Origin of the sequence: Mesorhizobium album, assembly GCF_033977205.1 — a bacterium.
Lineage (GTDB): Bacteria > Pseudomonadota > Alphaproteobacteria > Rhizobiales > Rhizobiaceae > Mesorhizobium > Mesorhizobium album.
In genome coordinates, this window is the sequence record NZ_JAVIIW010000002.1 from 70,769 (window position 1) to 89,193 (window position 18,425).

The window sequence follows — 18,425 nt, forward strand, 5'->3', positions numbered from 1 at the left end:
TGGGAGTGCGGGCGGATTGACATACGCCCGTTTGAAGATAATGTCTTTTATCGTGAAAAAACATTTTTACGTCAATTGTTTTTTCGCTCCGGGCGGAGCGTCGCTTGGCAGCGCGCGATTGCCCGCCAGCAAGCCGGCGAAAGGCGTTCCGCTTTTCGGAGGCTTGCGCTAGGAACACCGATCATATCGCGCTTCCGGCTGGCTGCCGCAAGCGTTGGGGATACGGGGCATGTCGAAGAGCAACAACGTCTACAAGGACGCCTTCAACCGCTGCCTGCGGCTGCTCGACGAAACCAGGAGCCTGCCCTCGGAGCCGGAACTCGGCACCCTGCTCGGCGTCAGCCGCACCACGGTGCGCAGCATCCTGGCGCGCATGGAAGAGACCGGGCTGATCGCCTGGAACAAGCGCGACAAGACGGTGCTGAGACCGCCGCGGCCGCAAGATTTCTTCCCCGAGGAGGAGACAGACTCGCTCGCCGAGATCATCGAGCGGTCCTTCATGCGCCGGCTGCTTGCCGAGGGCGCCGAGGCCGGCATGCAGATCAACGAGCTCGAGCTGGCGCGCGAGATCGGCGTCGGCACCACCAGCGTGCGCGAATTCCTGATCCGCTTCTCGCGCTTCGGCCTGATCGAGAAGCGGCGCAACAGCCACTGGGTGCTGAAGGGTTTCACCCGCGCCTTCGCGCTGGAGCTGACCGAGATCCGCGAGATGTTCGAGCTGCGCTCGGCGGCCGCCTTCGCCGCGCTGCCGGAGGATAGCGCGGTCTGGGCCGATCTGGACCGGCTGGAGGTCGAACATCGCCAGCTCGCCGGCGAGATCGCGACGCGCTTCAACGAATTCTCGGAGCTCGACGAGCGCTTCCACCGGCTCATCCACCGCGCCTCGCACAACCGCTTCATCGTCGACTTCTATGACGTGATCGCGATGATCTTCCATTATCACTACCAGTGGAACAAGGCTGAGGAGCGCCAGCGCAACGAGGTCGCGGTCCAGGAGCATCTTGCCTATATCGCGGCGCTGAAATCGCGCGATCCCGGCAAGGTGGATACGGCTTGCCGCAAGCACCTGAAGTCGGCGCGGCAGACGCTGCTCAGCTCCATTCCGGAAGGACGGCAGGCGCAGCCCGCTTGAAATTTGCCGCATCGCGCTGCGTTGCCGCAGCCCGGTTTTGCCGATTTTCCGGCCGCAGGCCGCGTGCTAGGGTCGGCAAAGTTGCTGGCAAGAGGCAGTCTGTTGGATATCCGGCTGAGACGATGGAGCATGCCGGCCGCGTTCGTCGCGGCATGGCTGCTATTGCTCCAGTCGACGCTCGGCGCCTTGGCGTTCGGCGGCCCTTCGCAGCTCGACGCCTTCGGCAACGTCATCTGCACCCATGAAGGAGCGGTCAAGCTTCCTGGCGGCGATACAAACCAAGGGCACCTGCCGACCTGCTGCTTGGTGGGCTGCAGCATGGTTTCGCCGGCGCATCTGCCGCCGCCGGAAACCGGCGCGCTTACAAGGACCCTGGCGTCCGCAGCGGTCGCCTTCCCGCCTCCAACCTTCCGCCATCTCGATTTCGCCCGCGACCGCTCTCCGGCCAATCCGCGCGCGCCGCCGGCAATGGTCTGACGACAAGACCCTGCGGTAACCTTTCGCGGGGTGCATTCATCCAAATTCAGCCTGCTCGCGACCGGATGACGGCGCGACCTCATATCCATGGAGCAACCATGTCCAGTTTTCTTCCCGCAGCGCGTGCGCATGCTCGGCGCGGCTTGTTTTCGCGTGGCTTCGAACAGAGCCCCGGCCTCGTGGCGCTCGCCCTCCTTCTCCTGTTCGCCTGCGTCCCCGGCGCCCTGGCGCACGAATTCAAGGTGGGCGATCTGGAGATCGGCCACCCCTGGTCGCGCGCGACGCCGCCCGGCGCCAAGGTGGCCGGCGGCTTTTTCACCGTGACCAACAAGGGCAGCTCGCCCGACCGGCTGCTGTCGATTTCCTCCGACATTTCGGACACGGCCGGGGTGCATGAAATGGGCGTTAAGGACGGCGTCATGACGATGCGGCCGGTCACCGGCGGGCTGGAAATTCCCGCGGGCGGCAAGATCGAGCTGAAGCCGGGCGGCCATCACGTGATGTTTGTCGGCCTCAAGATGCAGCCCAAGCAGGGCGAGAAATTCCCGGCAACCTTGACCTTCGAGAAAGCCGGTAGCGTAACGATCGAGTTCGCTGTCGAAGGCATGGGCGAAATGGGCGGCATGGAAGATCACACCGAGTGACCTGGTGCCGGCCTCAAACCGCTGCCGAAGCAATGACCTCTCGATGGCACGCTCCATGGGGCGCGCCATCACTTCTCGCGAAGATGGCATGAGCGCAGCATCTTACCCGGTCCGCCTGAGCGGTATTCACACCAGGCGTGTCGCCAGCGGCCTACTCGTCGCCTTCGTGCTGGTGGCGCTGCTGGTGTTGCCATGCCGCGCCTTTGCGCATGCGGCGCTGGTGGCGGCCGATCCGGCCGATGGCGCCGTGCTGGCGCAGAGCCCGGCGCGATTTTCGCTGACCTTCAGCGAGCCCGTCGAGCCGCTGGTTCTCACGATGGTGCGGCCGGACGGCACGCAGCTCTCGCTGACCTCGTTCCGCTCCAATGACCAGACCGTCGAGATCGACAATCCCGAGACGCTCAAATCGGGCACGCATGTGCTGAACTGGCGGGTGATCTCGCAGGACGGCCATCCGGTCGGCGGTTCGGCGCTGTTTTCCGTCGGCGCGCCAAGCGCCGCGCCAGTGGCGGGCGAAGCCGTCGATTTGTCGCTGCGCACGGCGATCTGGATCGGCAAGCTCCTTCTCTATGCCGGCCTCTTTCTCGGCGCCGGCGGCGCCTTCGCGCTTGCCTGGCTGGCCGGAGACTGTCGCTGCGGCCGGCGTTTCGTCATCGGCGGTCTGCTCTGCGGCCTGGTCGCCGCCCCGTTTTCGCTTGGCTTTCAGGGGCTGGACGCGCTCGGTGCGCCGCTTGCGCGGTTTGCGGCTCCGATCGTCTGGAAGACCGCGATCACGACCAGCTTCAACTGGACGGTGCTTGCCGCCATGATCGCGCTCGGGCTTGCCTTGCTGTCGCTCGTTGGACCGCGCACTTCCCGCAAGCTGCTTGCGCTCGCCGGGCTTTTCGGCGTCGGCGCGGCGCTTGCCGCCAGCGGCCATGCAAGTACTGCCGCGCCGCAATGGCTGACGCGGCCGCTGGTCTTCCTGCACGGTACGGCCATAGCCTTCTGGACCGGCGCGTTGGCGCCGCTCGGCCTTGCGTTGCGGCACAGGCCAGCGGAGGCGAAAGCTTTTCTGCGGCGCTTTTCGCGCACGATACTGCCCATCGTCGCAGTGCTCGCCGCAAGCGGCGTCGTGCTGGCGGTCATTCAGGTACGGGAGCCGGCTGCGCTGATCGACACCGCCTATGGCCGCCTGCTATTGCTGAAGCTGGCCCTGCTTTTGTTCCTATTCACCCTCGCCTCGGTGAATCGCTGGACGCTGACCGCGCCGGCGGAGGCTGGCGACACCGAAGTGCAGCGGCGGCTGGTGCGTTCGATCGGCATCGAGACGCTGATCGTGCTCGCTATCTTCGGCGTCGCCGCCGGCTGGCGCTTCACGCCACCGCCGCGCGCGCTGGCGATCGCTGCCGCGCAGCCGGTCTCGGTCCATATCCATACGCTGCAGGCGATGGCCGATCTCAGCATCACACCCGGCCATGCGGGGCAGGTCGCCGCTTCCATGGTCATTATGACCGGCGATTTCGGCCCTCTGGACGCCAAGCAAGTGACGCTGGTGCTGTCGAAGCCCGATTCCGGCATCGAGCCGATCAAGCGGCCCGCGACCAAGCCCGGCGACGGCACCTGGCGGGTGGACAATCTCGACATCCCGCTGCCCGGCCGCTGGAAGGCCAGGCTCGATATCCTCGTTTCGGATTTCGAGATGGTGAAGATAGAGGCGCCGATCGATATCCGGTCTGACTAGGTCGACCGACACAATTTGGCGAGGCGGTTGACGCCGTCGCGAAGGCCCGTCAATCATCCGGCAAAACGCTGCCTCAACAAAAGATCTGAAAGCAGGGAAGAAACGATGGAAAAAGCCGAAATCGGCCTGATCGGCCTTGGCACGATGGGCTCCAACCTGGCGCTCAACATCGCCGAGCACGGGCACCGCATCGCCGTCTTCAACCGCACGCGATCGCGTACCGACGCCTTCGTCGAGAACGCCGGCGCGCTGAAGGATAGGATCGTTCCCTGCTACAGCCTGGAGGAACTGGCCGCCGCGATCCGGCCGCCGCGGCCGATCATCATCATGGTGCTGGCCGGCAAGCCGGTCGATGAGCAGATCGCGGCACTTCGCGGCGTGCTCTCCGACAACGACATCGTCATCGACGCCGGCAACGCCAATTTCCGCGACACGATGCGGCGCTTCTCCGAACTATCTGGCTCGGGCCTGACTTTCATCGGCATGGGCGTGTCCGGCGGCGAGGAGGGCGCGCGCCACGGGCCCTCGATCATGGTCGGCGGCACGGAAGAATCGTGGAAGCGCGTCGAGAAAGTGCTGACGGCAATCTCCGCCAAATTCAAGGACGAGCCTTGTGCCGCCTGGCTTGGCACCGACGGCGCCGGGCATTTCGTCAAGACTATCCATAACGGCATCGAATATGCCGACATGCAGATGATCGCCGAGATCTACGGCATCCTGCGCGATGGGCTCGGTATGGGGCCGAAGGAGATCGGCGCGGTTTTCGAAAACTGGAACAAGGGCCGGCTCAACTCCTACCTGATCGAGATCACCGCCAAGGTTCTCGCCGCCGACGATGCCAAGACCGGCAAGCCGGTGGTCGACATCATCCTCGACCGCGCCGGCCAGAAAGGCACCGGCAAATGGTCGGTCATCGAGGCGCAGCAGCTCGGCATTCCCGCGACCGCCATCGAAGCGGCGGTTGCGGCGCGCGTGCTGTCGTCGATCAAGGACGAGCGGCAGGCGGCGGAGAAGGCCTATGGCAATATCGGCGTCGAGAAGATCTCCGGCGACAGGGCAGCCTTGCTGAAGGACCTCGAGTTGGCGCTGTTCGCCGGCAAGATCGCCGCCTACGCGCAAGGCTTCGCGGTGATGAGCGGCGCCTCGAGGGAGTTCAACTGGAACCTGCCGATGCCGACCATCGCCAAGATCTGGCGCGCCGGCTGCATCATCCGCTCGCAGATGCTGGACACGATGGCGGAGGCGTTCGGCTCGGGCGGCGCCTCCACCAACCTTCTGATGGCGCCGGCCTTCATCGCCATGATGAAGGAAGCGCATCCGTCGCTGCGGCGCATCGTGGCAAGGGCCTCAGAGGCCGGCTCGCCGGTGCCGGCGCTGTCTTCCGCGCTCGCCTATTTCGACAGCTACCGCCAGGGCCGCGGCACCTCGAACCTGATCCAGGCGCAGCGCGATTTCTTCGGCGCCCATGGCTTCGAGCGCATCGGCGAGCAGGGTGCGTTCCATGGGCCGTGGGGCAGTGGGGCAGGCCACTAGCCGCGATAGGGCAGGACTTCGCTAGGCTTGCTGAGCGATTGCAGCGATCCGGGTGCCGCGCCGCCGATCCAGCCTAGCACCGCGCGGGCGAGCTCGGAGCCGGCGAGCCGGAAATTCTCGTTGACGACGAGCAGTTCCCGCCGGAACAGGTGCAGCACCTCCGACGACTGTTTCGACACCACGTCGACATCCCGGCCGAGCTTCAGGCCGGCGTCCTCGATGCCGGCGACGACGGCAAGCGTCGCAGCGGCGGCGCTGCTGATGATGCCGTCCGGGCGATCGTCCCGGCGCATGAGCTGCGCGGTGCGCATCCTGATCTGCTCGATCGTGTGATCGATGGAGACGGTGTTGAACGGCACCTCGCTGGCGCCGACCTCGCTCAGCGCGTCGGCAAACCCGTTCACCGTGTGGCCGTAATAGGTGAGGCCGACCGGCGGCGTCATCAGAGCGAGCCGGCGCCGGCCCACGCCGGCGAGATAGCGAACCGCCTCGCCGGCGAAAGCGTAATTGTCGAAGTCGTGATAGGGATGCACCAGCCCCATATCGGTGCGACCGTGCGTGGCGAAGGGAATGCCGCGCTCCAGCATATAGCGGGCCCGCGGATCGTTGGGCTGCGTGCGCGAAATGATGACGCCGTCGGCCGAGCCGGTCTCGACCAGGTAGCGCACCGGATCCAGCGGGTCCTGCGAGCGCGAATAGGGCGTGACGATCAGGTGATAGGGCGTATCGGCGATCACTTCGGTGACGCCATAGATGATGTCGGAGACGAAGCTCATCAGCTCGTGCTCTGTGTTGAGCACCAGGCTGATGACGTTGGTCTTGCCGGTCCGCAGCCTGACGCCGGCGCGGTTCGGCCGGTAACCGATCTGCTTGGCGACGAGCTGCACGCGACGCCTGGTCTCGGCGCCGATCTCCGGCGCGTCCTTCAGCGCGCGCGAGACCGTCGTGACGCCGAGCCCGGTCATGAAGGCAAGCGTCTTCAGCGTCGGCCGTTCGGTAGCCGACGTCTCGTCGTCCTTCTCGGTAGCTCGTCTATCCATTCGTCCCGCCCATCAGGCGCATAGCAGCCGCGAGGCCGACCGGCAATCTGCGCGTTGCCGATTGCACGGCTTTCGGCGCGTGGCGCGGTTCAATATACTGAAACGTTACAGATTGCCAACGCCCGCGGCCGAACGGCCGGTCGCGATCCTCCTGGCCGGAGGCGAGGAAGCGCACCGAAAGGCACTGGAATCACAAGGAAATACCGCTTTCTGGTGGCTTTTGACGCCAATCGACCAAATAGAGCACATTAACCGAAGGATTTTGTTCGCGCCCCGAAAAAATCTCATGCCGTTTCCATTCGAGGGGTTGCCTATGTCCGCCAATTGCCGTATCGAAAATCTGTAACGTTTCAGATTCTGGGAGGAACCGAAATGCGATACAAATTCCTGACTGCCGCGTTTGCCGCGACGGTCGCGCTGAACTTCGCCGGACCGGCTGCCGCGACCGACCTCGAAGTCACCCATTGGTGGACTTCGGGCGGCGAAGCGGCGGCGGTGGCCGAACTTGCCAAGGCATTCAATGCAACCGGCAATCACTGGGTCGACGGCGCCATCGCCGGCTCCGGCGGCACGGCGCGGCCGATCATGATCAGCCGCATCACCGGCGGCGATCCGATGGGCGCTACCCAGTTCAACCACGGCCGCCAGGCCGAGGAACTCGTCCAGGCCGGGCTGATGCGCGACCTCACAGATATCGCCACCAAGGAGAAGTGGACGGAAATCGTACGGCCGAAGAGCCTGCTCGACTCGTGCACCATCGGCGGCAAGATCTATTGCGTGCCCGTCAACATCCACTCCTGGCAGTGGCTCTGGCTGTCGAGCGAAGCCTTCCAGAAGGCCGGCGTGCCGATGCCGAAGGACTGGAATGAATTCGTGGCCGCCGCTCCGGCACTGGAGAAGGCCGGCATCGTCCCGCTCGCCGTCGGCGGACAGCCCTGGCAGGCCTCGGGCGCCTTCGACGTACTGCTCGCCGCAGTCGGCGGCACCGACGCCTTCCTCAAGGTCTACCAGCAAAAGGACGCCAAGTTCGCGGCCGGCCCGGAGATCGCCAAGGTGTTCAAGGCGGCCGACGACGCCCGCAAGATGGCCAAGAACACCAATGTGCAGGACTGGAACCAAGCGACCAATCTCGTCATCACCGGCAAGGCCGGCGGCCAGATCATGGGCGACTGGGCGCAGGGCGAGTTCCAGGTCGCCGGTAAGACCGCCGGCAAGGATTATACCTGCCTGCCCGGCCTCGGTCTGAACGAAGTCATCGCCACCGGCGGCGACGCCTTCTACTTCCCGCTGCTCAAGGATGAAGCGAAGTCCAAGGCGCAGGAAGTCCTGGCTGAGACGCTACTCGATCCGAAGACGCAGGTCGCCTTCAATCTCAAGAAGGGCTCGCTGCCGGTGCGCGGCGATGTCGACCTCAACGCGGCGAACGACTGCATGAAGAAGGGTCTCGCCATTCTCGCCAAGGGCGCGGTGATCCCGTGGACGGACCAGCTCATGTCGCAGGACAGCCAGAAGCAGAAGGAGGACCTGTTCTCCGAATTCTTCGCCAAGCCCGACATGACGCTCGAAGAGGCGCAGAAGCGCTTCGCCGACATCATCGCATCTGCCGACTGACGACCGGCGCCCCCGCCGGCTCCCGGCCCTACCTATCGGGGTCGGGAGCGTAATGTCCTCATTGCCGGGCTGACGAGATGAGCAACCGCGAACGCCCCAACCAGCTCTTCCGCAACCTTAACGCCAAGGTCGCATCGATCCCGATGATCCTGACCGCGCTGGTGGTCTTCGTCGGCGGCACAGCCTGGACGGTGTTCTATTCCTTCACCAATTCGAAGCTCTTGCCGCGGCTGAACTTCGTCGGGCTCGACCAGTACTATCGGCTGTGGGCGACGCCGCGCTGGCTGGTGTCGATCGAGAACCTTCTGATCTACGGCGTGATCTCGCTGGTATTCTCGCTGGTGATCGGCTTCATCCTCGCGGCGCTCCTCGACCAGAAGATCCGCTTCGAGGATACGTTCCGGACTATCTTCCTTTATCCTTTCGCGCTCTCCTTCATCGTCACGGGCCTGGTCTGGCAGTGGCTGCTCAATCCAGACTTCGGCATCCAGCGCGTCGTGCGCGATATCGGCTGGACGAGCTTCAGCTTCGATCCGCTCTACAATTCCAGCATCGTCATCTACGGCATTTCGATTGCGGCGCTCTGGCAAGGCACGGGGCTGATCATGTGCCTGATGCTCGCCGGTCTGCGCGGCATCGACGAGGACATCTGGAAGGCGGCGCGGGTGGACGGGATACCGATGTGGAAGACCTATGTCTTCATCGTCATCCCGATGATGCGGCCGGTCTTCATCACCACCCTGGTGATCATCGCCGCAGGCATCGTCAAGGTCTACGACCTCGTCGTGGCCCAGACCAGCGGCGGTCCGGGCATCGCCTCCGAGGTGCCGGCCAAATATGTCTACGATTACATGTTCTTCGCCCAGAATCTCGGCCAGGGTTTCGCTGCCTCGACCATGATGCTGCTCTCGGTGGTGATCGTCATCGTGCCATGGGCCTATCTCGAATTCGGAGGCAAGAAACATGGCTGAAGTCGCTGCCTCCATGTCCGGTGACGCTCTCCGGCGCGAAGCCCTGTTGCGCGATGCATTGGGGCCGAGCGGAACGAAGCCGCGACACGTGTTCTCGCGCCGCAACATCTTCCTCTACGGCACGCTCATCGTCGTGGCGCTCTATTACCTCTTGCCGCTTTACGTGATGATCGTCACGTCGCTGAAGGGCATGCCGGAAATCCGCCTCGGCAACATCTTCTCGCCGCCGCTGGAAATCACTTTCGAACCCTGGGTGAAGGCCTGGTCCAGCGCCTGCACGGGGCTCAACTGCGACGGGCTTTCGCGCGGCTTCTGGAATTCGGTGCGCATCACCGTGCCGTCGGTGCTGCTGTCGATCGCGGTTGCCTCGGTGAACGGCTACGCTTTAGCCAACTGGCGCTTCAAGGGTGCCGACACCTTCTTCATCATCCTGATCGTCGGCGCCTTCATCCCCTATCAGGTGATGATCTATCCGATCGTCATCATCCTGCGCGAGATCGGCATCTATGGCACGCTGACCGGCCTGGTGATCGTGCATTCGATCTTCGGCATGCCGATCCTGACGCTTCTGTTCCGCAACTATTTCACGTCGATGCCGGAGGAGCTGTTCAGGGCCGCGCGCGTCGACGGCGCCGGCTTCTGGGGCATCTATCTGCGCATCATGCTGCCGATGTCGATGCCGATCTTCGTCGTCGCCATCATCCTGCAGGTCACCGGCATCTGGAACGACTTCCTGTTCGGCGTCGTCTACACCCGCCCCGACACCTATCCGATGACGGTGCAGCTCAACAACATCGTCAACTCGGTGCAGGGCGTGAAGGAATACAACGTCAACATGGCCGCAACCATCCTGACCGGCCTCGTGCCGCTCATCGTCTATTTCGTTTCCGGCAAGCTCTTCGTGCGCGGCATCGCCGCCGGCGCGGTGAAAGGATGATGATGGAAGCAGCGATCGCCAATCCCAGCGTTTCGATCCAGAACCTGTCGCTCAATTTCGGCGTCATGTCGGTACTGAAGACGCTCAACCTCGACGTCGCCGAGGGCGAGTTCATCGTGCTGCTCGGGCCGTCCGGCTGCGGCAAGTCGACCTTGCTCAACTGCATCGCCGGCCTGCTCGACATTTCGGAAGGCCGCATCTTCATCAAGGGCAAGAACGTCACCTGGGAGGAGCCGAAGGATCGCGGCATCGGCATGGTGTTCCAGTCCTACGCGCTCTATCCGCAGATGACGGTGGAGAAGAACCTCTCCTTCGGCCTGCGCGTCGCCGGCGTGCCGAAGGACGAGATCGCCAAACGCATCGCGCGTGCCGCCGAGATCCTGCAGATCGAGCCGTTGCTGCAGAGGAAGCCCTCGGCGCTCTCCGGCGGCCAGCGCCAGCGCGTGGCGATCGGGCGGGCGCTGGTGCGCGATGTCGACGTCTTCCTGTTCGACGAACCCCTGTCCAACCTCGATGCCAAGCTGCGCTCGGAGCTGCGCGTCGAGATCAAGCTTTTGCATCGCAGGCTGCAGAACACCATGATCTACGTCACCCACGACCAGATCGAGGCGATGACGCTCGCCGACCGCATCGCGGTGATGAAGGGCGGCGTCATCCAGCAGCTCGATGCGCCGCAGACCATCTACAACCGCCCGGTCAACCGCTTCGTCGCCGGCTTCCTCGGCTCGCCGGCGATGAATTTCATCAAGGGTCACCTGGAGACCGGCGAGGCGCCGGTGTTCAAGGCGGACGGCGTGTCGGTGCCGCTCGGCCGCTATCAATTCGACGGCGACGGCGGCCGCGCCGCCAAGCCCTGCGTGTTCGGCATCCGGCCCGAGCATATCGCTTTTGGCGAAGCGGCGCGGGCCATGCCCTTCACCGCCGAGTCGACGGTCGAGATCGTCGATCCGATGGGCTCCGACACGCTGGTGTGGACCAAGCTTGGCGGCCAGATCCTTTCCTTCCGCGTCGAAGCCGACAAGACGCTGCGGAACGGCGATGCGATCCGCATCGGCTTCGATCCGGCGCGCGCTTCGCTGTTCGATGCCGAGACCGACAGCCGCCTTTAACCTCCCAGACCACAACCTCCCGGAACCATCAAGCAGAACGGACAGACAGATGAACTGGTCATTCCAACTTTATAGTGCCCGAAACTTTCAGCCATGGGACGGCGTGCTGAAAATGCTCGGCGAGCTCGGCTACCGCCAGGTCGAAGGTTTCGGCGGCGTCTATGACGATCCCAAGGCTTTCCGCGCCGAGCTCGACAAGAACGGACTTGCCATGCCGACCGGGCATTTCTCGATCGATGCGCTGGAAAAGGATTTCGACGGCGTGCGCAGGATCGCCGATGCGCTGGGCATCACGCTCTTGATCTGCCCCTACCTGATGCCCGATGCGCGGCCGGGCGATGCCGCCGGCTGGCGCGGCTTCGGCGCGCGTCTCGCCAAGGTCGGCGAGACGGCGAAGAAGGCCGGCTACGGCTTTGCCTGGCATAACCACGATTTCGAGTTCAAGGCACTCGCCGACGGTTCTGTGCCGCAGGACCATATCCTGTCGACCGCGCCCGACATCGGCTGGGAAATGGACGTCGCCTGGGTGGTGCGCGGCGGCGCCGATCCGCTGCCCTGGATCGAGAAGCACGGTAAGCGCATCAATGCCGTCCACGTCAAGGACATGGCGAAGCCCGGCGAGGGACTGGACGAGGACGGATGGTCGGATGTCGGCCACGGCACCATCGACTGGCCCGGCCTGATCAAGGCGCTGCGCGCTGGAAGCGCGGCGCAGTATTTCGTCATGGAGCAAGACAACCCCAACGACATCGAGCGCTTTGCCCGTCGCTCGATCGCAGCAGCCAAGAGCTGGTAGGAGCAGATCAAAATGGCAAGCAAACTTGGCGTAGGCGTCATCGGCTGCGGCAACATCTCGAAAGCGTATTTCTCGCTGGCCCCGCTGTTCCGCGGCATCAAGATGCGTGCATGCGCGGACATCAACATGGACGCAGCGAAGATGCGGGCGAAGGAGTTCAAGCTCCGCGCCGAGACGGTCAACGAGCTTCTCAAGGACGAGGAGATCGACATCGTCGTCAACCTCACCGTTCCGGCCGTGCATTATGAAGTGTCGAAGGCGGTGCTCGAGGCCGGCAAGCACGTCTATTCGGAAAAGCCCTTCGTGCTGTCGATCGAGGAAGGGCTCGACCTCAAGCAGCGGGCCGAGACGAAGGGGCTGCGCATCGGTTCGGCGCCGGATACGTTCTTCGGCGGTGCGCATCAGCTGGCACGCGAGCTGATCGATAGCGGCAAGCTCGGCAAGATCACCAGCGGCACCTGCCATGTCATGGGCCACGGCATGGAGCACTGGCACCCCAACCCCGACTTCTTCTTCCAGCCTGGCGCCGGCCCGGTGCTCGACATCGGCCCATATTACGTCACCAACCTGATCCAACTGATCGGGCCAGTGAAGCAGGTTGCGGCCTTCGCGGCGACGCCGGCCAAGGAGCGCACCATCAGCTCCAAGCCGCGCGCGGGCGAAAAGATCCCTGTCAACACGCCGACCACCATCCATGCGCTGCTCGAATTCGAGAACGGCGCTGTGGTGACGCTCAACACCAGCTGGGACGTCTGGAGCCACGGCCACGCGCCGATGGAGCTCTATGGCGAGGCGGGCACCGTCTTCGTGCCGGACCCGAACTTCTTCGGCGGCGAGGTCCGCTTCACCGATGCCACCAAGCCGGTGAAGAAGCTGCCGAAGTGGGATCATCCCTTCGGCGTACCCAACGAGATGCACAGCCAAGGCATGATGGCCAACTACCGCACCGCCGGCCTTGCCGACATGGCGATCGCGATCTCCGAAGGGCGGCCGCATCGCTGCTCGATGGAGCTGGCGCTGCATGCCGTCGATGTCATGACCGGCATCCTGCGCTCGGGCGAAAGCGGCAAGTTCGTCGCAATGCAGACGAGCTGCGAGCGACCGGCGGCGCTCGGCATCAAGGAGGCGAAGGCGCTTCTGGCGAAGAAAAAGTAGGTGGCAACTACCCTCTCCCCGTTTCGGCGGGGAGAGGGTAAGGGAGTGGGGCAAGCATCGATTCAACTTATCTGCGCGACGATCGCCGCGCCGCTCCGTTTCCCGAGGATTTTCCATGCCCTATGTCGCCGCCGAGAACCGCTACGAGACAATGATCTACAATCGTTGCGGGCGGTCCGGCCTCAAGCTGCCGGCCATCTCGCTCGGGCTGTGGCACAATTTCGGCAACGACACGCCGCACGGGACCAAGCAGGCGATCGTCCGCAAGGCCTTCGACCTCGGCATCACGCATTTCGACCTCGCCAACAATTACGGCCCGTCGCCGGGCTCGGCCGAGACGGCGTTCGGTGAGATACTGCGCACCGATTTCGCTGCCTATCGCGACGAGCTGATCATCTCGACCAAGGCGGGCTACGGGATGTGGGCCGGCCCCTACGGCGAGTGGGGCAGCCGCAAATACATGTTGGCCAGCCTCGACCAGAGCCTGAAACGCATGGGGCTCGACTATGTCGACATCTTCTATTCCCACCGCTTCGATCCGGAGACGCCGCTGGAAGAGACGATGGGCGCGCTCGATCATGCCGTGCGCTCGGGCAGGGCGCTCTATGCCGGCATCTCTTCCTACAATTCGCAGCGCACGCGCGAAGCAGCCGACATTCTGAGGCAGTTGGGCACGCCCTGCCTCATCCACCAGCCGAGCTACTCCATGCTCAATCGCTGGGTCGAGGAGGACGGGCTGCTGGACACGCTCGACGGTCTCGGCATCGGCTCGATCGTGTTCTCGCCGCTGGCGCAAGGCATGCTGACCGACAAATATCTCGGCGGCATCCCCGAGGGCAGCCGCGCATCCCAAGGCAAATCGCTCAGGCCGGCCTTCATCAACGACCAGTCGATCGCCAACATCAAGGCGCTCAATGCCATCGCCGCCAGGCGCGGACAAACGCTGGCGCAGATGGCGCTGGCCTGGGTGCTGCGCAAGGGCCGGGTGACAACGGCGCTCATCGGCGCCAGCCGGCCGGAGCAGGTCGAGGATTGCGTCGGCGCGCTCAAGGCGCTCGACTTTACGGATGCCGAGCTCGCAGAGATCGATACTTATGCGCGCGAGGCCGACATCAACCTCTGGGCGGCTTCCGCCGAGCGCAAGGGACCGCCGCGCAAATAACGATTGGCCGGCCCGCCATGACCGCTGCCTGTCGCCCGGTGGCACCTGCTGCGGAAACAGTGGCAAAGATGCGCGTTCGTCGCTATCTCATGGACCAGAGCGCGTTCGCGTGCACAATCGGCACGCGAAATGACGCGACGACCGGACGGACAAGATGACGGCAAGGGATGCGCTGACCAAGAACCAGCTGTGCGTGCTCGAGAAGCTCGAGGCCGCCAGCGGGCCGCTCAGCGCCTATATGCTGCTCGACCAGCTGCGCGAGCGCGGCTTCCGGGCGCCGCTTCAGGTCTACCGCGCGCTCGACACGCTGGTGAAATCCGGCTTCGTGCACCGGCTCGAAAGCCTCAACTCCTTCGTCGCCTGCGCCGAGCCGCACGACCACAGCCATTCGATGACCGCCTTCGCCATTTGCGACAGCTGCGGCCAGGTGACCGAGATGTCCGACCATGATGTCGACCACCGGCTGGACGAATGGGTGCGCTCGACCGGCTTCGCCGCCAAGAAGGCGGTGATCGAGTTTCGGGGTGTGTGTGCCAAGTGTAGAGCTGAGGCGGCTTAAGTTAGGCAGCTAACCTGTTTATGCTGGAGGGACAGCGCCCCCCTCTGTCCTGCCGGACATCTCCCCCGCAAGGGGGGAGATTGGCAGCTTTCGCGCCCCGCTCATTCTGCAACGTTGGAGATTGGCGAAATCCGACGTGACTGCTGATCTCCCCCCTTGCGGGGGAGATGTCCGGCAGGACAGAGGGGGGTGTGAAGGATCGCGGCGCTTTGCCGGTATCTACGTCCGCCGAAGCTCAGTGCGCCTCGTCCCAGTTGTCGGCGGCACGCGCGTCGACATGCAGCGGCACAGACATCGAGACTGCCGGCATCGGCGCGTTCTCCATCACGCGGCGCACGACGGGAATCGTCGCCTCGACCTCCGCTTCCACCGTCTCGAAGATCAGCTCGTCATGCACCTGCAAGAGCATGCGGGCCGACAGCTTCGCCTTCTCCAGCGCCTCTTCCATATGCACCATGGCACGGCGGATGATATCGGCAGCGGTGCCCTGGAGCCTGGCATTGATCGAGGCGCGCTCGTTGAAGGCGCGGATCGACGGATTGGAGGACCTTATCTCCGGATAGTGGATACGGCGGCCGAAGATGGTCTCGACGAAGCCGTTTTCCCGCGCGTAGGCCTTGGTTTCCTCGATATAGTCGCGGATGCCCGGGAAGCGCTCGAAATAGCGCTTGATGTAGGCGCTTGCCTCCTCGCGCGGGATCGACAGCTGGTTGGCGAGGCCGAAGGCCGAGATGCCATAGATGATGCCGAAATTGATCGCCTTAGCGCGACGGCGCACTTCCGACGGCATGCCCGCGACCGGCACGTTGAACATTTCCGATGCGGTGATGGCATGGATGTCGGCGCCGTCGGCGAAGGCCTGCTTGAGCTGCGGAATCTCGGCGACGTGCGCCAGCACGCGCAATTCGATCTGGCTGTAGTCGGCCGAGACCAGCTTGTGACCCTTCTCGGCGATGAAGGCGGTTCGGATCTTGCGGCCCTCGGCGGTGCGCACCGGAATGTTCTGCAGATTGGGGTCGGAGGACGACAGGCGTCCTGTGGTCGTCGCGGCCAGCGCATAGGAAGTGTGAACGCGATTGGTTGCGGGATTGATGAAGCCCGGCAACGCATCGGTATAGGTCGATTTCAGCTTGGTGAGCTGGCGCCAGTCGACGATTTTGCGCGGCAGTTCGTGGCCCTCCGCCGCAAGATCCTCCAGAAGCTGCGCCGAGGTCGACCACTGGCCGGTCCTGGTCTTGGAGCCGCCCGGCAGGCCCATCTTGCCGAACAGAATGTCGCCGAGCTGCTTGGGCGAGCCGATGTTGATGCGCTCGCCGACGATCCCGTAGATCTCCTCCTCGACACGGGCGGCGCCTTGCGCCAGCTCGCCCGAGAGCCGGGATAGGATCTGGCGGTCGACCGAGATGCCGCGCTGTTCCATGCGGGCGAGCACGGGCACCAGCGGCCGCTCCAGCCGCTCATAGACGGAAACGAGACCCTTGGCGGCAAGCCGAGGCTTCAGCAACTGCCAGAGCCGCAGCGCCAGATCGGCCTGCTCGCCGGCATAGGCGGTCGCCCGCTCGATATCGACCTGGTCGAAGCCGACGGCGCTCTTGCCCGATCCGGCAAGCTCCTTCTTCGACGCCGGGGCATGACCCAGCCACTTCTCCGACAGCGAGGCGAGGTCGTGGCCGCCGGAGGTGCCGGCATCGAGCACATAAGAGATCAGCATCGTATCGTCGAACGGGGCGACCTCGATGCCGTGCCGGCTCATCACGACGATGTCGTATTTCATGTCCTGCACGATCTTGAGAACCGCCCGGTCCTCGAGCACCGGCTTGAGCAGCGCCAGCGCTTCGCGGACGGGGACCTGGTCCGCCAGCAGGCCGCCGCCAAGCAGGTCACCGTTGCCGTTTTTGTGGGCGAGCGGCAGATAGACGGCGCGGCCCGGCGCGACTGCCATGGAGAGGCCGATCAACTCGGCCTTCATCGGGTCGGACGATGTGGTTTCGGCCTCGAGAGCGAGGATGCCGGCTTCGTTCACCTCGGCGATCCAGGCTTTGAGCGCGGCCGCATCGCGAATGGCTGTGTAGGCTGAGGGATCGATCTTGAGCGCCGCCGCCTTTTCGAGCCGCAATGCCGAGAGCAGGGAAGGGGTGTCGCCCTGGGGCGGAGTGTCTTCGGCCCTGACGGGCGGCTGGGCAGGCTTTGCGGCATCGCCTGCGGCGGCTGCGGCTGGCGGCGCACCGGCGCCGACATCGGGGCCGTGCGCGGTATCGGCGCGCTCGATGGTGACGGGCGCGGCCTGGACGTCGCCGATGTCGGTCCCGGTCGCTTCCGCGACGCGGCGGGTCAGCGTGGTGAATTCCATCGTCTTCAGGAAGCCGATCAGCTTCGGCCCGTCCGCCGCATGAAGGATGAGATCGTCCAGCCCTTCCTTCAGCGGCACGTCGTTCTTCAACGTCACCAGCTCACGCGATATGCGCGCCTTGTCGGCGTTGGCGATGATCGATTCGCGCCGCTTGTCCTGTTTGATCTCGGAGGCGCGTGCGAGCAGCCCGTCAAGGTCGCCGAACTGCTCCAGAAGCTGTGCTGCGGTCTTCGGTCCGATGCCCGGCACGCCAGGCACATTGTCGATCGAGTCGCCGGTCAGCGCCTGCAGGTCGATCATCTTTTCCGGCGGCACGCCCCATTTCTCGATCACTTCGGGGATGCTGATCCGGCGATCCTTCATCGGATCGTACATACGGACCGTCGGGCCGACGAGCTGCATCAGGTCCTTGTCGGAGGAGACGATGGTGGTGTCGCCGCCGGCCTCGCAGGCCAGCCGGCAATAGGTGGCAATGATGTCGTCGGCCTCGAAACCTTCCATCTCGATGCAGGGCAGGTTGAACGCCACGGTCGCCTGGCGGATCAGGCCGAATTGCGGGATGAGGTCTTCCGGCGGCGCCGAACGGTTGGCCTTGTATTCGGGATAAAGATCGCTGCGAAAGGTTTTGGAGGAATAGTCGAAGATGACAGCGAAATGCGTCGGCGCAATGCCCACGCTGGTGTTGCGGGCGTCCTGCATCAGCTTCCACACCATGTTGCAGAAGCCGAGCACGGCGCTGGTCGGCAGGCCGTCGGACTTGCGGTTGAGCGGCGGCAGCGCGTGGTAGGCGCGGAAAATGTAGCCGGAGCCATCGACAAGGAAGAGATGATCGCCTTTTTTCATGCCGGCAGGGATAGCGCGGCCGGGCTCCGCGGTCCATGCCAAAGGCGGCGCAACCCACGGGTTCCGGCAATGCCCCTGACAGTTCCTGTCCGACGGGATGGGCCGCTCACGGTCATGTTACAAAAGTGTAATCTTCGTGCCCTTGAATCGCCATGTTCAGGGACCCAAATAGCTGTCATCGGCAGTTTTTAGCCGAAGTCCGGTGTAAGGCCCGTCCCCCGCCTATCCCGGACAAACTGCGGCAGCCTATCCCCCCTCTCCGGGCTGCCGCAACGTTTCAGTAGAGACCGCCGTGGTTTCCCCTCCACCACGGCGGTTCTTTTTTGCCTTTCGATCGGCTTGGTCCAACGATCGCGGCTTTCCGTTTCCGGTCTTGCCCTTTA

Annotated in this window: 15 protein-coding genes; 13 read left to right on the top strand and 2 right to left on the bottom strand. The window is 64.2% G+C overall.

Annotated features, from left to right (window positions below; translation table 11 throughout):
* Nucleotides 1-229: 229 nt before the first annotated feature.
* The 5 genes from RFN28_RS02125 to gnd all read left to right on the top strand — a co-directional run bounded on the left by RFN28_RS02125 (nt 230) and on the right by gnd (nt 5,509).
* Nucleotides 230-1,132 (top strand): GntR family transcriptional regulator, encoded by a 903-nt coding sequence (locus tag RFN28_RS02125; protein ID WP_320285723.1) that lies wholly within the window; start codon nt 230-232, stop codon nt 1,130-1,132.
* 129 nt (nt 1,133-1,261) lie between these two features.
* Nucleotides 1,262-1,609: a hypothetical protein gene (locus tag RFN28_RS02130; RefSeq protein WP_320285724.1), complete on the top strand. Its 348-nt coding sequence runs from the start codon at nt 1,262-1,264 to the stop codon at nt 1,607-1,609.
* A 98-nt stretch (nt 1,610-1,707) separates the two neighbouring features.
* Nucleotides 1,708-2,253: a copper chaperone PCu(A)C gene (locus tag RFN28_RS02135; protein WP_320285725.1), complete on the top strand. Its 546-nt coding sequence runs from the start codon at nt 1,708-1,710 to the stop codon at nt 2,251-2,253.
* Between the two features lie 88 nt (nt 2,254-2,341).
* Entirely contained in the window at nt 2,342-3,976 is a 1,635-nt protein-coding gene (locus RFN28_RS02140) for a copper resistance CopC/CopD family protein (RefSeq protein ID WP_320285726.1), read from the top strand.
* Between the two features lie 105 nt (nt 3,977-4,081).
* Nucleotides 4,082-5,509 (top strand): NADP-dependent phosphogluconate dehydrogenase, encoded by a 1,428-nt coding sequence (gene gnd, locus RFN28_RS02145; protein WP_320285727.1) that lies wholly within the window; start codon nt 4,082-4,084, stop codon nt 5,507-5,509.
* On the opposite strand, the gene RFN28_RS02150 is transcribed toward gnd, so the two are convergent.
* Nucleotides 5,506-6,549: a LacI family transcriptional regulator gene (locus tag RFN28_RS02150; RefSeq protein ID WP_320285728.1), complete on the bottom strand. Its 1,044-nt coding sequence runs from the start codon at nt 6,547-6,549 to the stop codon at nt 5,506-5,508. The genes gnd and RFN28_RS02150 overlap by 4 nt on opposite strands.
* Nucleotides 6,550-6,921: 372 nt before the next feature.
* On the opposite strand from RFN28_RS02150, the gene RFN28_RS02155 reads away from it, so the two are divergent.
* The 8 genes from RFN28_RS02155 (at nt 6,922) to RFN28_RS02190 (ending at nt 14,849) form a co-directional block, all read left to right on the top strand.
* Complete coding sequence (locus tag RFN28_RS02155; RefSeq protein ID WP_320285729.1) at nt 6,922-8,160, top strand: ABC transporter substrate-binding protein; 1,239 nt, start codon at nt 6,922-6,924, stop codon at nt 8,158-8,160.
* A 77-nt stretch (nt 8,161-8,237) separates the two neighbouring features.
* Nucleotides 8,238-9,131, top strand: a complete 894-nt coding sequence (locus RFN28_RS02160; protein WP_320285730.1) for a carbohydrate ABC transporter permease — start codon at nt 8,238-8,240, stop codon at nt 9,129-9,131.
* Between the two features lie 13 nt (nt 9,132-9,144).
* Nucleotides 9,145-10,068: a carbohydrate ABC transporter permease gene (locus RFN28_RS02165; RefSeq protein ID WP_320285912.1), complete on the top strand. Its 924-nt coding sequence runs from the start codon at nt 9,145-9,147 to the stop codon at nt 10,066-10,068.
* Complete coding sequence (locus RFN28_RS02170; protein WP_320285913.1) at nt 10,068-11,177, top strand: ABC transporter ATP-binding protein; 1,110 nt, start codon at nt 10,068-10,070, stop codon at nt 11,175-11,177. Before RFN28_RS02165 ends, RFN28_RS02170 begins: the two co-directional genes overlap by 1 nt.
* Nucleotides 11,178-11,226: 49 nt before the next feature.
* Nucleotides 11,227-11,973 carry a sugar phosphate isomerase/epimerase family protein gene (locus RFN28_RS02175; RefSeq protein WP_320285731.1) on the top strand — a complete coding sequence of 249 codons (747 nt, stop codon included), beginning with the start codon at nt 11,227-11,229 and terminating at the stop codon, nt 11,971-11,973.
* A 12-nt stretch (nt 11,974-11,985) separates the two neighbouring features.
* Nucleotides 11,986-13,128 (top strand): Gfo/Idh/MocA family protein, encoded by a 1,143-nt coding sequence (locus tag RFN28_RS02180; RefSeq protein ID WP_320285732.1) that lies wholly within the window; start codon nt 11,986-11,988, stop codon nt 13,126-13,128.
* Between the two features lie 115 nt (nt 13,129-13,243).
* Entirely contained in the window at nt 13,244-14,290 is a 1,047-nt protein-coding gene (mgrA, locus tag RFN28_RS02185) for an L-glyceraldehyde 3-phosphate reductase (protein ID WP_320285733.1), read from the top strand.
* Between the two features lie 154 nt (nt 14,291-14,444).
* Complete coding sequence (locus RFN28_RS02190) at nt 14,445-14,849, top strand: Fur family transcriptional regulator (RefSeq protein WP_059184736.1); 405 nt, start codon at nt 14,445-14,447, stop codon at nt 14,847-14,849.
* 235 nt (nt 14,850-15,084) lie between these two features.
* Here the strand turns inward: RFN28_RS02190 and polA are convergent, their stop codons facing one another.
* Nucleotides 15,085-18,042: a DNA polymerase I gene (polA, locus tag RFN28_RS02195; protein ID WP_320285734.1), complete on the bottom strand. Its 2,958-nt coding sequence runs from the start codon at nt 18,040-18,042 to the stop codon at nt 15,085-15,087.
* Between the last annotated feature and the right edge of the window lie 383 nt (nt 18,043-18,425).